This is a genomic window from Micromonospora lacuserhaii (genome assembly GCF_036902735.1).
Classification (GTDB): Bacteria; Actinomycetota; Actinomycetes; order Mycobacteriales; family Micromonosporaceae; genus Micromonospora.
Genome location: NZ_JBAKHO010000007.1, coordinates 38,383 through 52,731 on the forward strand (window position 1 = coordinate 38,383; position 14,349 = coordinate 52,731).

Annotated in this window: 15 protein-coding genes; 9 read left to right on the plus strand and 6 right to left on the minus strand. The window is 74.3% G+C overall.

Annotated features, from left to right (window positions below; all coding sequences use genetic code 11):
• Nucleotides 1-168: 168 nt before the first annotated feature.
• The 4 genes from V6U81_RS06930 to V6U81_RS06945 all read left to right on the plus strand — a co-directional run bounded on the left by V6U81_RS06930 (nt 169) and on the right by V6U81_RS06945 (nt 4,644).
• Nucleotides 169-438, plus strand: a complete 270-nt coding sequence (locus V6U81_RS06930) for a hypothetical protein (protein WP_334485635.1) — start codon at nt 169-171, stop codon at nt 436-438.
• A complete protein-coding gene (locus V6U81_RS06935; RefSeq protein WP_334485637.1) occupies nt 438-1,475 on the plus strand; it encodes a hypothetical protein in 1,038 nt (345 codons plus the stop codon). Before V6U81_RS06930 ends, V6U81_RS06935 begins: the two co-directional genes overlap by 1 nt.
• A 201-nt stretch (nt 1,476-1,676) precedes the next feature.
• The gene (locus V6U81_RS06940; protein WP_334485639.1) at nt 1,677-3,656 is read left to right on the plus strand and encodes a GTP-binding protein; all 1,980 of its coding nucleotides are present in this window, start codon (nt 1,677-1,679) and stop codon (nt 3,654-3,656) included.
• A gap of 31 nt (nt 3,657-3,687) precedes the next feature.
• Nucleotides 3,688-4,644: a TIGR03560 family F420-dependent LLM class oxidoreductase gene (locus tag V6U81_RS06945; protein WP_334485928.1), complete on the plus strand. Its 957-nt coding sequence runs from the start codon at nt 3,688-3,690 to the stop codon at nt 4,642-4,644.
• A 44-nt stretch (nt 4,645-4,688) separates the two neighbouring features.
• Here the strand turns inward: V6U81_RS06945 and V6U81_RS06950 are convergent, their stop codons facing one another.
• Complete coding sequence (locus V6U81_RS06950) at nt 4,689-5,273, minus strand: TetR/AcrR family transcriptional regulator (protein WP_334485641.1); 585 nt, start codon at nt 5,271-5,273, stop codon at nt 4,689-4,691.
• Between the two features lie 72 nt (nt 5,274-5,345).
• On the opposite strand from V6U81_RS06950, the gene V6U81_RS06955 reads away from it, so the two are divergent.
• On the plus strand, nt 5,346-6,554 hold the full coding sequence (locus V6U81_RS06955; RefSeq protein ID WP_334485643.1) for an FAD-dependent monooxygenase: 1,209 nt from the start codon (nt 5,346-5,348) through the stop codon (nt 6,552-6,554).
• 6 nt (nt 6,555-6,560) lie between these two features.
• Here the strand turns inward: V6U81_RS06955 and V6U81_RS06960 are convergent, their stop codons facing one another.
• Both V6U81_RS06960 and V6U81_RS06965 read right to left on the minus strand, forming a co-directional pair.
• Entirely contained in the window at nt 6,561-7,094 is a 534-nt protein-coding gene (locus tag V6U81_RS06960; RefSeq protein WP_334485645.1) for an SRPBCC family protein, read from the minus strand.
• Nucleotides 7,095-7,096: 2 nt separating this feature from the next.
• The gene (locus tag V6U81_RS06965) at nt 7,097-7,405 is read right to left on the minus strand and encodes an ArsR/SmtB family transcription factor (protein ID WP_334485647.1); all 309 of its coding nucleotides are present in this window, start codon (nt 7,403-7,405) and stop codon (nt 7,097-7,099) included.
• Nucleotides 7,406-7,534: 129 nt separating this feature from the next.
• On the opposite strand from V6U81_RS06965, the gene V6U81_RS06970 reads away from it, so the two are divergent.
• Nucleotides 7,535-8,464 (plus strand): LLM class F420-dependent oxidoreductase, encoded by a 930-nt coding sequence (locus V6U81_RS06970; protein ID WP_334485649.1) that lies wholly within the window; start codon nt 7,535-7,537, stop codon nt 8,462-8,464.
• Between the two features lie 268 nt (nt 8,465-8,732).
• Here V6U81_RS06970 and V6U81_RS06975 read toward each other — a convergent pair whose 3' ends face one another.
• Complete coding sequence (locus V6U81_RS06975) at nt 8,733-9,131, minus strand: hypothetical protein (RefSeq protein ID WP_334485652.1); 399 nt, start codon at nt 9,129-9,131, stop codon at nt 8,733-8,735.
• A gap of 55 nt (nt 9,132-9,186) precedes the next feature.
• Here V6U81_RS06975 and V6U81_RS06980 point away from each other — a divergent pair, with 55 nt between their 5' ends.
• Nucleotides 9,187-10,419: an FAD-binding protein gene (locus tag V6U81_RS06980; RefSeq protein WP_334485654.1), complete on the plus strand. Its 1,233-nt coding sequence runs from the start codon at nt 9,187-9,189 to the stop codon at nt 10,417-10,419.
• Between the two features lie 12 nt (nt 10,420-10,431).
• Here V6U81_RS06980 and V6U81_RS06985 read toward each other — a convergent pair whose 3' ends face one another.
• Together V6U81_RS06985 and V6U81_RS06990 are read right to left on the minus strand one after the other, a co-directional pair.
• The gene (locus V6U81_RS06985; protein ID WP_334485656.1) at nt 10,432-11,571 is read right to left on the minus strand and encodes a site-2 protease family protein; all 1,140 of its coding nucleotides are present in this window, start codon (nt 11,569-11,571) and stop codon (nt 10,432-10,434) included.
• Nucleotides 11,572-11,617: 46 nt separating this feature from the next.
• Nucleotides 11,618-12,469 (minus strand): alpha/beta hydrolase, encoded by an 852-nt coding sequence (locus V6U81_RS06990; protein ID WP_334485658.1) that lies wholly within the window; start codon nt 12,467-12,469, stop codon nt 11,618-11,620.
• Between the two features lie 148 nt (nt 12,470-12,617).
• Between V6U81_RS06990 and V6U81_RS06995 the strand changes: the two genes are divergently transcribed.
• Nucleotides 12,618-13,523: an ABC transporter ATP-binding protein gene (locus V6U81_RS06995; RefSeq protein WP_334485660.1), complete on the plus strand. Its 906-nt coding sequence runs from the start codon at nt 12,618-12,620 to the stop codon at nt 13,521-13,523.
• A gap of 1 nt (nt 13,524) precedes the next feature.
• Nucleotides 13,525-14,331, plus strand: coding sequence for an ABC transporter permease (locus tag V6U81_RS07000; protein ID WP_334485662.1), 807 nt, complete (start codon nt 13,525-13,527; stop codon nt 14,329-14,331).
• Nucleotides 14,332-14,349 lie beyond the last annotated feature (18 nt).

A 14,349-nucleotide genomic window follows, 5' to 3' on the forward strand; every position in this document is an offset into this window, starting at 1 on the left:
GTCCCCGGCCCCGTCGGGTCGGGTCGTGCCGCCCCGGGCGCCAGGGCGCGGTGCGGTTCCGTCAGGACAAGGACGTCACCACCTCCGGCCGGCGCGCCGGCGGCCCCTTCCGCTGATCGCGGCGGCCCGCGTGCGACGACCGGGCGAGCAAGAGAGGAGGGGGCGGACATGGCCGCTCCCACCGTCAGCGCAAGCCTGAACGCATCCACCTACTCGCCGGGCGATCAGATGACCCTCACGGTCACCTACGGCGACCCCGACACGAAGCCCGTCACGGTCACCATCGTGGTGACCGACTCGCAGGGCAACAGCAGCGCCCCGGTCAAGGTCACCGCGGTGATCGACCCGCTGACCCTGACCGTCACCGACGACTCCGGTCGTACCTGGACGAAGGTCTCGGACACCGGCGGGGTGGCCGTGTACCGGGCGGTGGCGTGATGCCCCGCGTCACCGTGACGGTCCGCGACAACGGCGGGCGCACCGCCACCGCGACCGCCGACTACACGATCGCCCCGCCGGTGCTGGGCGGCTACTACCTCTCCGGGAACGCCGATCCGACGGCCGACATGGCGGGCGGCAACTTCCGCTCGCTCACCCAGTACCGCAGCCTCGCCGACGGGTACACCTTTCCCGGGTACAACAAGGGGTGGCTGCTCACCCTGGGGCAGAACGGCATCAAGATCAACATGGTGCTGGAGCTGAAGCACTACGGCAACGCCAACACCGGTGCGCAGACGTTCACGGTCGACGGGGTGAGCTACACCGTGCCCGCCCCGGCGATGACCATCCAGCAGCGGCCGGGCACCACCTGGCCGAAGGCGTACGGGTACGGGCAGGTGCTGGCCGGCCAGTGCGACGGGCTCTTCGCCCGGGCACTGTCCCAGTACCGCGCGATGGGCTTCGCGGTGACCATCCAGCTCGCCTCCGAGCTGGACACCGACCACGAGTTCGGCACCACCGAGTCGGGGGTGTCGTACAACTGGGCGGACTCGGACGCCCGGGCGGTGCAGGCGACGACGTACATCGTGAACTGGTTCCGGGCGCGGGCGCTGCCGGCCGGCACCACCTTCTCGGTGGGATCGGGCGGCTTCGACCGGGCGTGCTTCCAGCGCACCCACCCGGAGTCGTTGATGTCCCGGCTGGACTTCCTCCAGTGGAACGTCTACGCCACCGATCCCAGCCACACGGCGCTGGGCCGGTTCCGCCGCACCAAGGACTGGGCGGTGGCCGACCTCGGCCCGGTGGCGCTCTCCCGGCCGGTGATCATCGCCGAGTGGGGGGTGCGGGTGGCCGAGTTCCCCGACCAGGCCGCCTGGATCGCCACCGTCCCGTCGGCCATCGCCCAGCTCAACGCCGAGCGGGGCCCACGGATCGTCCGGACCAACTACTTCAACTCGGGCTGGGGCACCCTGTCGCCGAAGGCGACCGGGCTGGCGGCGCTGCGGTCGGCGTACGCCACGAAGCCGTACGTGTGACGAGGCCGGTGGCGTCGGGCCGGCCCCGACGCCACCGTCCGCCCGCCGGGTGAGCCCCGCGCGGGGAAAATGGGTGGACGCCCCCGCCGGGCGGTGCCAGCCTGGCGACGACGCGGTCACCGACGACGGGAGCAGGAACGATGCGCCGACTCGACAACTTCCCGCCCATCCGGACGCGAGTTATCGAGGACCCGTCAACCCATGCAGACCGTCAACATCGGCATCCTGGCGCACGTCGACGCCGGTAAGACCAGCCTCACCGGGCGCCTGCTCTTCGACACCGGCGTCATCGACCGCCTCGGCAGCGTCGACGCCGGCACCACCCGTACCGACACCGACGAGATCGAACGCCGGCGCGGCATCACCATCCGCTCCGCGGTGGCCGGCTTCACCGTCGGCCGGCGCCGGGTCAACCTGATCGACACCCCCGGGCACGCCGACTTCGTCGCCGAGGTCGAGCGGGCGCTCGGCGTACTCGACGGCGCCGTCCTGGTGCTCTCCGCGGTCGAGGGCGTGCAACCGCACAGCCGCCTGCTGATGCGTACCCTCACCGCCCTGCGGCTGCCCACGCTGCTCTTCATCAACAAGATCGACCGGCCCGGCGCCCGGGTCGACGACCTGCTCGCCGACGTCGCCCGGCTGCTCACCCCGGCGGCCGTGCCGATGGGCACGGTCCGCGCGCCCGGCACGGCCGAGGCCACCTTCATCGGGTACGACCACCGCGCCCCCGAGGTCGTCACGCGCTGGGCCACCACCCTCGCCGACCACGACGACCGGCTGCTCGCCGCGCTCGTCGAGGAGCGCACCCCCGGGCACCGGCAGGTCCGCGCGGTGCTGCGGGACCGGACCGCCGCCGGGGTGGTGCACCCGCTCTGGTTCGGCTCGGCGCTCACCGGCGCGGGCGTACCCGAGCTGCTGGCCGGGATCGCCCACCTGCTGCCGCCGTCCCCGCCCGCCGAGCCGGCGCTGCGGGCCCGGGTCTTCGCCGTGGAACGCGACCCCGGCGGGGAGAAGGTCGCGCACGTCCGCTCGTACGGCGGGGAACTGCGCCGCCGGCAACGGGTGAGCGTGCACCGGCGGGAGCCGGACGGCCGGGTGACCCGGCACCGGGGACAGGTCACCGCGCTGGACGTGGCGGGCGATCCGACCGCCGACCGGCTCACCGCCGGGCGGATCGCCCGGCTGCGCGGCCTGCCGGAAGCCCGGATCGGCGACCAGCTCGGCACCGCCGACGGGCTCGAGAGCCGCCGGCACTTCCCGCCGCCCAGCCTGGAGACGGTGGTCCGGCCGGCCCGGCCCGACCAGGCCGCCGCCCTGCACGCCGCACTGCTCACCCTGGCCGACGCCGACCCGCTGATCCGGACCCGGGTGACGCCGGACGGGGAGAGCGCGGTGCTGCTCTACGGGGAGGTGCAGCGGGAGGTGCTCGCCGCGACCCTGTCCGAGCGGTACGGCGTCGAGGCGCGCTTCGCCCCGAGCCGGCTGATCCACCTGGAACGGCCGGTCGGCGTCGGTACGGCCGAGGAGATCATCGGCAACGGCTTCCTGGCCACCGTCGGGCTGCGCGTCGAACCGGGGCGGGGCGTGCGCTACCGGCTGGCCGTCGAGCGCGGCTCCCTGCTGCCCGCCTTCCACGTCGCGATCGAGGAGACCGTGCACGCCGCGCTGGAGCAGGGCGTGCACGGCTGGCCGGTCACCGACGTCACGGTCACCCTGATCCGCAGCGGCTACTGGGCGCCGGTGAGCAGCGCTGGCGACTTCCGTGCCCTCACCCCGTACGTGCTGGCCCAGGCGCTGGCCCGGGCCGGCACCCGGGTGCACGAGCCGTGCCACCGGTTCGAGGTGGAGGTGCCGCAGGATCGGCTGGGCGCGGTGACCGGACAGCTGGCCGGGCTGGCGGCGCGCATCGACGGCACCCTGCCCGGCCGGGGGAGCTGGCGGGTCACCGGCGAGCTGCCGGCCCGGCTGGTTCCCGAGGCGCGGCGCCGGCTGCCCGACCTCTCCGGCGGGGAGGGGCTGTGGTGGTCCGAGCCGTACGGGGACCGGCCGGTGGCGGGGGAGCCGCCCCGCCGGGCGCGCGGCGACGGCAACCCGTACGACCGGGTCGAGTACACCCGCTTCCTGGCCCGGCGGGACCTGGGTACGCCCGGGCCGTCCGGGCCACTACCCTCGCCGGGGTGATCCGGGAAAACGAGGAGACGGCGTGAGCGGGATGCGGTGGGGCGTGGTGCTGCCCCAGGGCTGGCGGTCGGACCTCACCCACCTCGCCGACCCGGTCGCGCAGTTCGAGGCGATGGTCGGGGTGGCCCGGGAGGCCGACGAGCTGGGCGCCGACTCGGTCTGGCTCTACGACCACGTGCAGGCCGTCTCCGGTGAGCCGGAGACCACCTTCGAGTGCTGGACCAGCCTCGCCGCGATCGCCCGGGAGACCCGCCGGGTCCGGCTCGGGCAGATCGTCACCTGCAACAGCCTGCGCAATCCGGCGCTGCTGGCCAAGATGGCGTCCACCCTGGACGTGGCCAGCGGCGGCCGGGCCTTCCTCGGCCTGGGCGCCGGCTGGGACCAGCGCGAGTACGACGCGTACGGCTACGAGCAGCCGTACCCGTCGACGGGGGAGCGGCTGGGCCGGCTGGACGACGCCGCCCGGGTGGTCTCCACCATGCTGCGCCAGCCGGTCTCCACCGTCGAGGGCCGGTACCACTCGGTGCGCGACGCGCAGAACGTGCCGGTCGGGGTGCAGCGCGTCCCGTTGCTGGTCGGCGGGGCGGGCGAGAAGCGCACCCTGCGCACGGTGGCCCGGTACGCCGACGCCTGCAACCTGACCGACCACACGGACCCGGCCTTCTACCGGCAGAAGCTGGCCGTGCTGGCCGGGCACTGCGCCGACGTCGGCCGCGACTACGACCGCATCCTGAAGACCGCCTCGCTGTCGGTCTTCACCGGCGCGACCGAGGCCGAGGTGACCGGCCGGCTCGCCCCGCACCTGCGCGGCCGGGAGCGGGCCGAGGTGGCCGCCGGCAGCGCGGTCGGCACCCCGGAGCGGCTCGTTGAGATCTTCCTCGGCCTGCGGGACGCGGGCATCGAGTACCTGATGCTCTACTTCCACGAGCCGACCGACCCGGAGCCGATGCGGCTCTTCGCCCGCGAGGTGGCCCCGCACCTGGCCTGATCCGTCAGCCGCACGCGCGACCACGGGTCCCGGGGCCGGCTCCGTCAGCCCAGCGCGGCGAGCTCCCCGGCGGCGGTGCGCAGGGCGTCGGTCAGCTCTGCGGCGGTGGGGACGCCGGCTGGGTCGACCAGCGACTGGGCGGCCAGGCCGCCGAGCATGGCCTGGTAGAACGCGCCGAGGGCGAGTGCCTTCGCCTCGTCGGCCGCCGGGTCGATCCGGTGGAAGATGGCGGCCAGCCCGAGCCGGGCCCGCCGGTTGGCGGCTGCGAAGGCCTCCCGTAGCTCGGGGGAGCGGTCCATCGCGCCGATCAGTTCGAACTGGACGGCCCAGAGCGGCCGTAGCCGGGTGAAGGACTCGATGACCCGGGCCCAGATCGCCTCGAAGCGCTCGGCGCCGGTGGCGTCCGCCCCGGCCCCCGCGGCGAGGAGTCGTTCCAGCTCCGCGCCCCACTCCTCCATCGCGTCGAAGAGCACCTGGTCGAGCAGCTGCCGGGTGGTGCCGAAGTGGTAGCCGATCGCGGCGAGGCTGGTGCCCGCGGCGGAAGCGACGTCCCGCGCGGTGGTGGCGGCGTAGCCCTTCGCCTCCAGGCAGCGCCGGGCGCCGGCCATCAGGTCCTCACGGTTTCCCATGCCGCCCAGCCTAGCCGAATGCTGGCACAAACGTGTTGCACATATGTGCGACACGTTTGTACAGTGACGGCCATGACTGACGTCCTCATCTCCGGCGGTGGCATCGCCGGCTCCGCGCTCGCCTGGTGGCTGCGCCGTCACGGCTTCCGACCGACCGTCGTCGAGCGCGCCCCGGCGCTGCGCGACGGTGGCTACAAGGTGGACGTACGAGGCGCGGCGCTGACCGTCCTCGACCGGATGGGGCTGGCCGGGCGGCTCCGCCGGCACGACGCCGGGATGCGGGTGGCCCGCTTCCTGGACGACCGGGGCCGCGAGCTGGCCACCATGGACGCCGCGCTGTTCGGCGGCCGTGAGGGCGACGACCTCGAGATCATGCGTGGTGACCTGGTCCGGATCCTGACCGCCGCCACCGACGACGTCGAACACCGCTACGACGACTCGGTCACCGGGCTCACCGAAACCCCCGGCGGCGTGGACGTCACCTTCCGGCGCGCCGCGCCTCGCCGGTTCGACCTGGTCATCGGCGCGGACGGGGTGCTCTCGACGGTGCGTCGGCTTGCCTTCGGGCCCGAGGCGTCATACCTGCGCCCGCTCGGGCACCACATCGCCGTCTGCACCGTGCCGGCCCACTTCGGCGCCGACCGCACCGAGCTGATGCACGTGACGCCGGGCCGTACGGTCGGCGTCTACCGCACGGCCGGCGCCCCCGACGCCCGGGCGCTCTTCCTGTTCCGCTCACCCGCCGGCGACCACGACCACCGGGACCCCGCCGCCGGGCGGGCGCTGCTCACCGGGGCCTTCGCCGGGCAGGGCTGGCAGGTGCCGCGCCTGCTGGACGCCGCAGCGGAGGCCCCCGACCTCTATCTCGACGCGATCACCCAGGTGCGGATGGACCGCTGGTCCACCGGCCGGATCGCCCTGGTCGGCGACGCCGGGTACGGACCGTCGCCGGCCTCGGGGCAGGGCACCAGCCTCGCCCTGGTCGGCGCGTACGTGCTGGCCGCCGAGCTGGCCCGGGCGGCGGGCGACCCGGCCGCCGGGCTCGCCGGATACGAACGCCGGATGCGCCCGTTCGTGGCCGCGAACCAGGGGCTCGCCGACCGTAACCTCAAGGGCATGGTGCTCGGCTCGGCCACGCAGATCCGCTTCCAGCTGCTGATGCTGCGGCTGATGCCGCACCTGCCCGGCCGGGACGCGATGGTCCGGCGGGTGACCGCGCCGATCCGCCGGGCGGCGAACGCGATCACCCTGCCGGACGCCCCGGCCGCCGAGCGTCGCTGAGCGGCCTCAGGCGTCGCCCAGCCGCTCGGCGTACCCGGCGCGCAGGTCGTCCCAGCCGAAGTTCTTCGCCTCCGCGCCGCGGATCGGCCCGACCGGGTCGCCGTCGAGCAGGTGGCCGGCCACGTCGAGGCAGAGGTGCCAGCCCGCCGCCACCATCGGGGCGAGCCCCGGCTCGTCGACCGTGTGCCGCAGGGTGAGCCGGGTACCGCCGGCCACCGGGGTGAGCTCCCAGCGGAGCAGCCCGTCGCCCCAGGTGTACTCCAGCAGCGTCGGCCGTTCGGCGCGGAGCACCCGGGACGGCTGGTCGGTGACCTCGTCACCGTTGACCGTGCTGAGCGTGGCGTCGCCGACCGTGCCCAGGTCGCGGCTGGCGAGGAAGGGTGCCCACTCGGCGAGCCGGGCCGGGTCGGTCAGCGCCGCCCACACCCGGTCCGGTTCGTGCCGCAGCTCGCGGAGGAAGACCAGGGTGGAGCGGCCGTGGTCGGCCGGCTCCCGGGCGGCGTCGGCGAGCGGGCCGGGGCGGAACGAGTCGCGGTCCATCGTCACTCCTGACTGTCGAGATGGCGTTCGAGGGCGTCGAGGTGGGCCGCCCACATCCGGCGGTACGGCGCCAGCCAGCCGTCCACGGCCTGGAAGGGCGTGACGTCGATGCGGTAGATGCGCTGCTGGGCCGCCGTCCGGCAGGTGACGAAGCCGGCCTCGCGGAGCACCTTGAGGTGCTTGGAGACGGCCGGCTGGCTCATGCCCAGCGCGTCGACCAGCTCACCGACGCTGTGCTCCGAGCGCCGCAGCGCGTCCAGGATCCGGCGCCGGGTCGGCTCGGCCAGGACGGCGAACGCGTCGACGGACACCACCACAATATGCCCCTAGGCTCATATGCCTGTCAAGGTATGAAAGGACGGGCCGCCCCGCCGTGCTCAGCGCCAGCTGTCGGCGCCGGTCCGGGAGCGGCGGCCGGGTGGGGTCCATATGCTCGGGTCATGGAACTGCGGATCTTCACCGAACCCCAGCAGGGCGCCAGCTACGACCAGCTGCTCGCCGTGGCCCGTGCCGCGGAGGACGCCGGATACGGCGCCTTCTTCCGCTCCGACCACTACCTGAAGATGGGCGACGTGAGCGGGGAGCCCGGTCCGACCGACGCCTGGACCACCCTGGCCGGCCTGGCCCGGGAGACCTCCCGGATCCGGCTCGGCACGCTGATGACCGCCGCCACCTTCCGGCTGCCCGGCCCGCTGGCCATCACCGTCGCCCAGGTCGACCAGATGAGCGGTGGCCGGGTCGAGCTGGGCATCGGCACCGGCTGGTACGCCGAGGAACACCGCGCGTACGGGGTGCCCTTCCCGGCGCTGGGGGAACGCTTCGATCGGCTGGAGGAGCAGCTCGCCGTGATCACCGGTCTCTGGGAGACCCCGGCCGGCAAGACCTTCGACTTCCCCGGCACGTACTACCCGGTCAGCGACTCGCCGGCGTTGCCCAAGCCGGTGCAGCAGCCCCGCCCGCCGATCCTGCTCGGCGGGATGGGCCCGAAGCGCACGCCGCGGCTGGCCGCCCGGTACGCCGACGAGTTCAACCTGCCGTTCGCCTCGCTGGCGGACTCCGCCGCGCAGTTCGGCCGGGTCCGCGAGGCGTGCGCCGCGATCGGCCGGGACGCCGCCGCGCTGACCTGGTCCAACGCCCTCGTGCTCTGCTGCGGCCGGGACGAGGCGGAGATCGCCCGGCGGGCCGCGGCGATCGGCCGGGAGCCGGCCGAGCTGCGCGAGAACGGCCTCGCCGGCACGCCGGCCGAGGTGGTCGACAAGATCGGCCGGTACGCCGAGATCGGCAGCCAGCGCCTCTACCTCCAGCTGCTCGACCTGGCCGACCTGGACCACCTGGAGCTGGTCGCCGCCGAGGTGATGCCGCAGCTCTGACGCCTGCGCCGGCCGCCCCCGGGCCGGCCGCCCGCGCCAGCATCCCGCAGCCACGCTGCGGCGGCCGTTACACCAGCACCCGCAGCCCAGTGACGCTGCGTGATGTCTCACCGGCCGCTTTCGGCAGTGACCGACATGACGCTCGGTCATAATTATGACTCTGCGTCATACCGCTCGCCGGGTCATCCACTCCGGGAGGCGACCCGCCCGAACCGGAGACGGGCAGGGGCGGCGGGTGAGGATGACGGGCGAGGGTGACCGGCGAGGGTCAGCGGCGTGGGACGTTCGCGTCCGGCTGGCGCAGCACGGTGTCGAGCCGGCCGTCCCGGTCGCTGTCCAGGTAGGTGATGTCCGGGACGCCGTCGCCGTCCAGGTCGAACTGCACCACGTCGGCGATCCCGTCGCCGTCCAGGTCGGTGACCACCTGGGTCGAGCCGTCCAGGTGGTGGGTGACGATCGACAGCGAGCCGGGGTCGCCCACCCGCGGAGCCGGCCCCGGTCCGGGCGGCGGGCCGGGCTCCGGCTCCGGGGTGGGCGCCGGCACCGGCGCGGTCCGGTACGCCGCGGGTGCCGCACTCACCGGCTCCAGCCCGACGCCGGTCGGGTCGATCTCCTCCTCCGACGGGTAGACGTCACCGTGCAGGGTCGGGTCGCGATAGCTGCTCATCGACGTATGGTTCCCCGGGGGCGGCGCCGACAACCGCCCGGACGGGGGGTACGACGTGCACCGCAACTGGGCCGGCAACGTCACCTACGCGGCCCGCCGGCTGCACCGGCCGTCCACGGTGGACGAGCTGCGCCGGCTGGTCGCCGGCGCCGAGCGGGTCCGCGCCCTCGGTACCGGTCACTCGTTCAACCGGTTCGGCGACACCACCGGCGACCTGGTCTCGCTGACCGGGCTGCCGCCCACCGTTCAGATCGACCGGGAGCGCGGCACGGCCACGGTGGCCGGCGGCCTGCGCCACGGCGACCTGGCCACCCGGCTGCACGCCGAGGGCCTGGCCGTGGCCAACCTCGCCTCCCTGCCGCACATCTCGGTGGCTGGCGCGGTGGCCACCGGCACCCACGGCTCCGGCGACGGCAATCGCAACCTCGCCGCCGCGGTCGCCGGGCTGGAACTGGTCACCGCCGACGGTGACCTGCTCACCGTGGACCGGTCCGATCCCCGGTTCGCCGGCATGGTGGTGTCCCTCGGCGCGCTCGGCGTGGTCACCCGGGTCACCCTGGACGTCGTGCCGACCTTCGCGATCCGCCAGTACGTCCGGCGTGACCTGCCCCGCGAGGCGCTCGACGCGGCGTTCGGCTCGGCGTACAGCGTCAGCGGTTTCACCACCTGGCGGTCGTCGGCGATCGACCAGGTCTGGCGCAAGCAGCTCGCCGACCGGCCGCCGCCCCCGGCCGACTGGCTCGGCACCACGGCCGCCGACGCGCCGGTGCACCCGGTCGCCGGCATGGACCCGGTGAACTGCACGCCCCAGCTCGGCGAGCCCGGCCCGTGGCACGAGCGGCTGCCGCACTTTCGGCTGGGGTTCACCCCGAGCAGCGGCGACGAGCTCCAGTCCGAGTACCACCTGCCCCGCGCGGCGGCGGCCGACGCGCTCGCCGCCCTGGACGGGATGCGGGACCGGATCGCGGCGGTGCTCCAGGTCTGCGAGCTGCGTACGGTCGCCGCCGACGAGCTGTGGCTCAGCCCGAACCAGGGGCGGGACAGCCTGGCCGCGCACTTCACCTGGATCGCCGACGCCGCCCGGGTGCTGCCGGTGGTGGCCGAGATCGAGCAGCGGCTCGCGCCCTTCGGCCCCCGCCCGCACTGGGGCAAGGTCTTCACCCTGGACCCGGCCGCGGTCGCCGCCGGCTACCCCCGGTACGACGACTTCCGCACCCTGCTGGCCGAGCTGGACCCGGCCGGCACATTCCGCACCGAGCTGCTGGACCGGTACTTCCCCCGGGACTGACCCACCCGGCCGTCAGTGACGGCCGGCCACCTGGTCGCGCAGGCTGCCGCGCTGCACCGCCCGGCTGATGTCGCTGGGCGAGACGATGCCGACCAGCCGCCCCTCGGTGACCACCAGGGCACGACCGTCGGCGCACTGGCTGAGCCGGGGGAGCAGGTCGTTGAGCGGTTCCTCCGGCCGGGCCAGCACCAGGTCCTCGGCCCGGCAGGAGACCTCGGCCAGCGTGGTGGTGGCCCGCCGGTCGGCGGGGATCCCGCGTACCCGGTCCAGGGTGACCAGGCCGGTCGGCCGGCCGTCCTCGGTCAGCGGCAGCGCCGAGTGCCGGTACGCGAAGAGGTAGTGGTCGACGAAGTCGGCGACGGTCATCTCCGCCGAGGCGGTCTGCGGTTGCGGGGTCATCACCTCGCCGACCCGGACACCGGCCAGCGCGCTGCCCATCTTCGCCTGCCGCTCCTCGACACCGGCCGCGCCGATCAGGAACCAGCCGATCAGCGCCAGCCAGAGCCCACCCACCCCGGAGCCGGTCAGGAACTGGAGCAGCCCCAGCCCGATCAGCAGTGCGCCGAGGATCCAACCGGCCCGGGCGGCCACCACCGACGCCTTCGTCCGGTCGCCGGTCGCCTTCCACACGGCGGCGCGCAGCAGCCGGCCGCCGTCCAGCGGCGCGGCGGGCAGGATGTTGAAGATCGCCAGCAGGATGTTGATGCCGGCCAGCCAGGACAGCGAGCCGAGCAGCAGCCCACCCTGCCCGGCCAGTGCCAGCACGACGGCGATGCCGCCGAAGAAGAAGCCGAGCAGCAGGCTGACCAGCGGGCCGATGCCGGCGATGCGCAGCTCCGCGCCCGGGTTCGGCGCCTCGCCGCTCAGCTCGGCGACCCCGCCGAAGAGCCACAGGGTGATCCCCTTCACCTGGAGGCCGTTGCGCTTGGCGACCACCGCGTGGGAGACCTCGTGGGCCAGCAGGCCGACGAAGAAGACCGCCGCCGCGGCCAGCCCGGCCAGCACGTACTGCCAGGTGGGCCGGCCCGGGTACGACCGGGGGAACAGGTTGGCCGACAGCCCCCAGGCGATCAGCAGGAAGATGACCAGGACGCTCCAGTTGACCCCGACGGGTACGCCCGCGATCCGGCCAAGCCGGAAGCTCGCCCTCATGCTCCCGTCATACCCCTGGTACGCCGTCCCATGCCAGGGCCGAAGGTCACCAGCGGGGTGCTTCGCCGACGATCGCCGGTGAACGGGTCGAGGCCATCTCCACCGCCCAGTCCAGCGCGTAGTCGGCGACCTTCTCCCAGCCCTGCTCCCCGACGGTGAAGTGCGACCGCCCCGGGAACTCGTGGTACGCGGTGACGGCCCGCGACTTCTGGTAGATCCCCGCGTTCGCCTTGACCAGCTGCGGCGGGGAGACGTGGTCCGCGCCCCCGGCGATCAGCAGCAGCGGGCCCCGGTCATCGCGCCTGGGGTCGACCGTGGCGGCGGAGCGCGGGTCGAGGTTGGCGAACGCCCCCTCGAAGAGCACGTGGCCGGCGGCCGGGACGGCGTACCGCTGCCAGGCCCGGTCGGAGTCCTCCGCGCTGAGCGTGTTGCCGAAGGCGTACCGGAACTGTTCGGGCGTGAACGGCACCGCCCGGTGCCGGTTGGCCGGGCTGCGCAGCACCGGGTACGCCGCGCGCAGCGTGCTCACCGGCAGCCGGAGCACGCCCCTGGGCGCCGCCGGGGCGATCGCCACGGCGGCCGCGCCGAGCCCACGGTCGAGCAGCACCTGGGTGACGAGCCCACCGAAGGAGTGCCCCATCACGATCGGCGGGTTCGGCAGCTCCCGGATGACCGCCGTGTGGTGGTCGATGATCCGGTCCAGGGTGACCCCGGCGATCGGAGCCGGGTCCTGTCGCAGCGCCTCCACCTCGCCCTCCATCCCGGGCCAGGCGGGCGTCACCACCCGGAAGCCGAGCGCCCGGTAGTGCCGGGCCCACCCTTCCCAGCTGCGCGATGTCATCCAGAGGCCGTGGATCAGCACGATCGTGTCGACCCGTCCGGTCGGCGCGGAGCCCATGGCGTCCCTCCCCGGTTGCGGCGGTGCGCGGACCCCGCGGTTACCCGCCGGAGGCCGCGGGAATCTGGCCGGGGCCTGACATTTGTCATGCCTTGAACGTGACGCCCGCTCCGGGACCGGGCGGCCGGCACGCCGGAGCATCAGAGTCATGACCAGAAGTACTCACCCGGCCGTCGAGCTGGCCGGCCTCCGCAAGAGCTTCGGACCGGTTACCGCCGTCGACGGTCTCGACCTGCGCATCTCCGCCGGTGAGGTGGTGGCCTTCCTCGGCCCCAACGGCGCCGGCAAGACCACCACCATCGACCTGCTGCTCGGCCTGGCCCGCCCGGATGCCGGCACCGTCCGGCTGTTCGGCGGCACCCCCGCCGAGGCGGTCCGGCACGGCCGGGTGGCCGCCGTCATGCAGAGCGGCGGCCTGCTCAAGGACCTCACCGTCGCCGAGACGGTACGGATGACCGCGCACTTCCACGGCCGTACCCGGCCGGTCGCCGAGGTGCTGGCGCGGGCGGGGATCGCCGAGCTGGCCGACCGGCTGGTCGGGAAGTGCTCCGGCGGCCAGCAGCAGCGGCTGCGCTTCGCCCTGGCGCTGCTCTCCGACCCGGACGTGATGGTCCTCGACGAGCCGACCACCGGGATGGACGTCGAGGGGCGGCGGGATTTCTGGCAGGCGATCCGGGCCGACGCCCGGGCCGGCCGGACCGTCATTTTCGCCACCCACTACCTGGACGAGGCCGACGCGTACGCCGACCGGATCGTGCTGGTCCGACAGGGGCGGGTGGTCGCCGACGGCAGCACCGCCGAGATCAAGAACCTGGCCGCCGGGCGCACCGTCCGGGCCACCCTCCCGGCCGCCGACCAGGCCGGGCTGGCCGCCCTGCCGGGCGTCGAGACGGTCGAGGTACGCGGGGACGCCGTGCTGATCCGTACCGGCGACTCGGACGCGGTGGCTCGGCACCTGCTCACCCGGACCGCCGCCCGGGACGTGGAGATCACCTCCCGCAACCTCGAGGACGCCTTCCTCGCCCTGACCGCCGCCGAGACCGTCGGAGCCTGAGATGACCCTGACCTCCGCCACCCGCACCCCGTCCGCCGCCGACCCCGCCGACCGGCGCCCGCCCGCCCTCGGCGGCTTCTCCCCGGCGGTGCTCGCCATCGAGATCCGCCGGGTGCTGCGCAACCGGCGCACGCTGATGTTCACCCTGGTCATGCCGGCCGTCTTCTTCCTCCTCTTCGGCCTGCCGCAGCGCGGCCAGGAACTGCCCAACGGTCGGCCGGTCACCGCCTGGATCATGATCAGCCTGGCCGTCTACGCGGCCATGGTCGCCACCACCAGCGCCGGCGCGGCGGTCGCCACCGAACGGGCGCTCGGCTGGAGCCGCCAGCTCCGGCTCACCCCGCTGCACCCGGCCGCGTACGTGGCGACCAAGGTGGCCACCGCGATGGTGCTCGGGCTGCTCGCCATGCTCGTCGAGTTCACCGTCGGCGCGGCCTCCGGGGTGCGGGTACCGGCGTACGTCTGGCTGCTGGCCGGCCTCGCGGCCTGGCTCGGCTCGCTGGTCTTCGCGGCCTTCGGCCTCTTCGTCGGCTACCTCGCCCCGGCCGAGAACGTCATGCAGTTCATGGGCCCGATCCTGGCCATCCTGGCCATGTTCGGCGGCCTCTTCGTCCCGCTGGACCTGCTGCCCGACGTGTTTCAGCAGATCGCCCGGTTCACCCCGGTGTACGGCGTCGGTGAACTGGCCCGCGCCCCGCTCACCGACGACGGGGTGAGCCTGGCGGCGGTGGCGAACCTGGTCGGCTGGACGGCGCTGTTCGGCCTCGGCGCGGCCCGGCTGTTCCGCCGGGACACCACCCGGGTCTGACCGGTCCGGCGGAGGCTA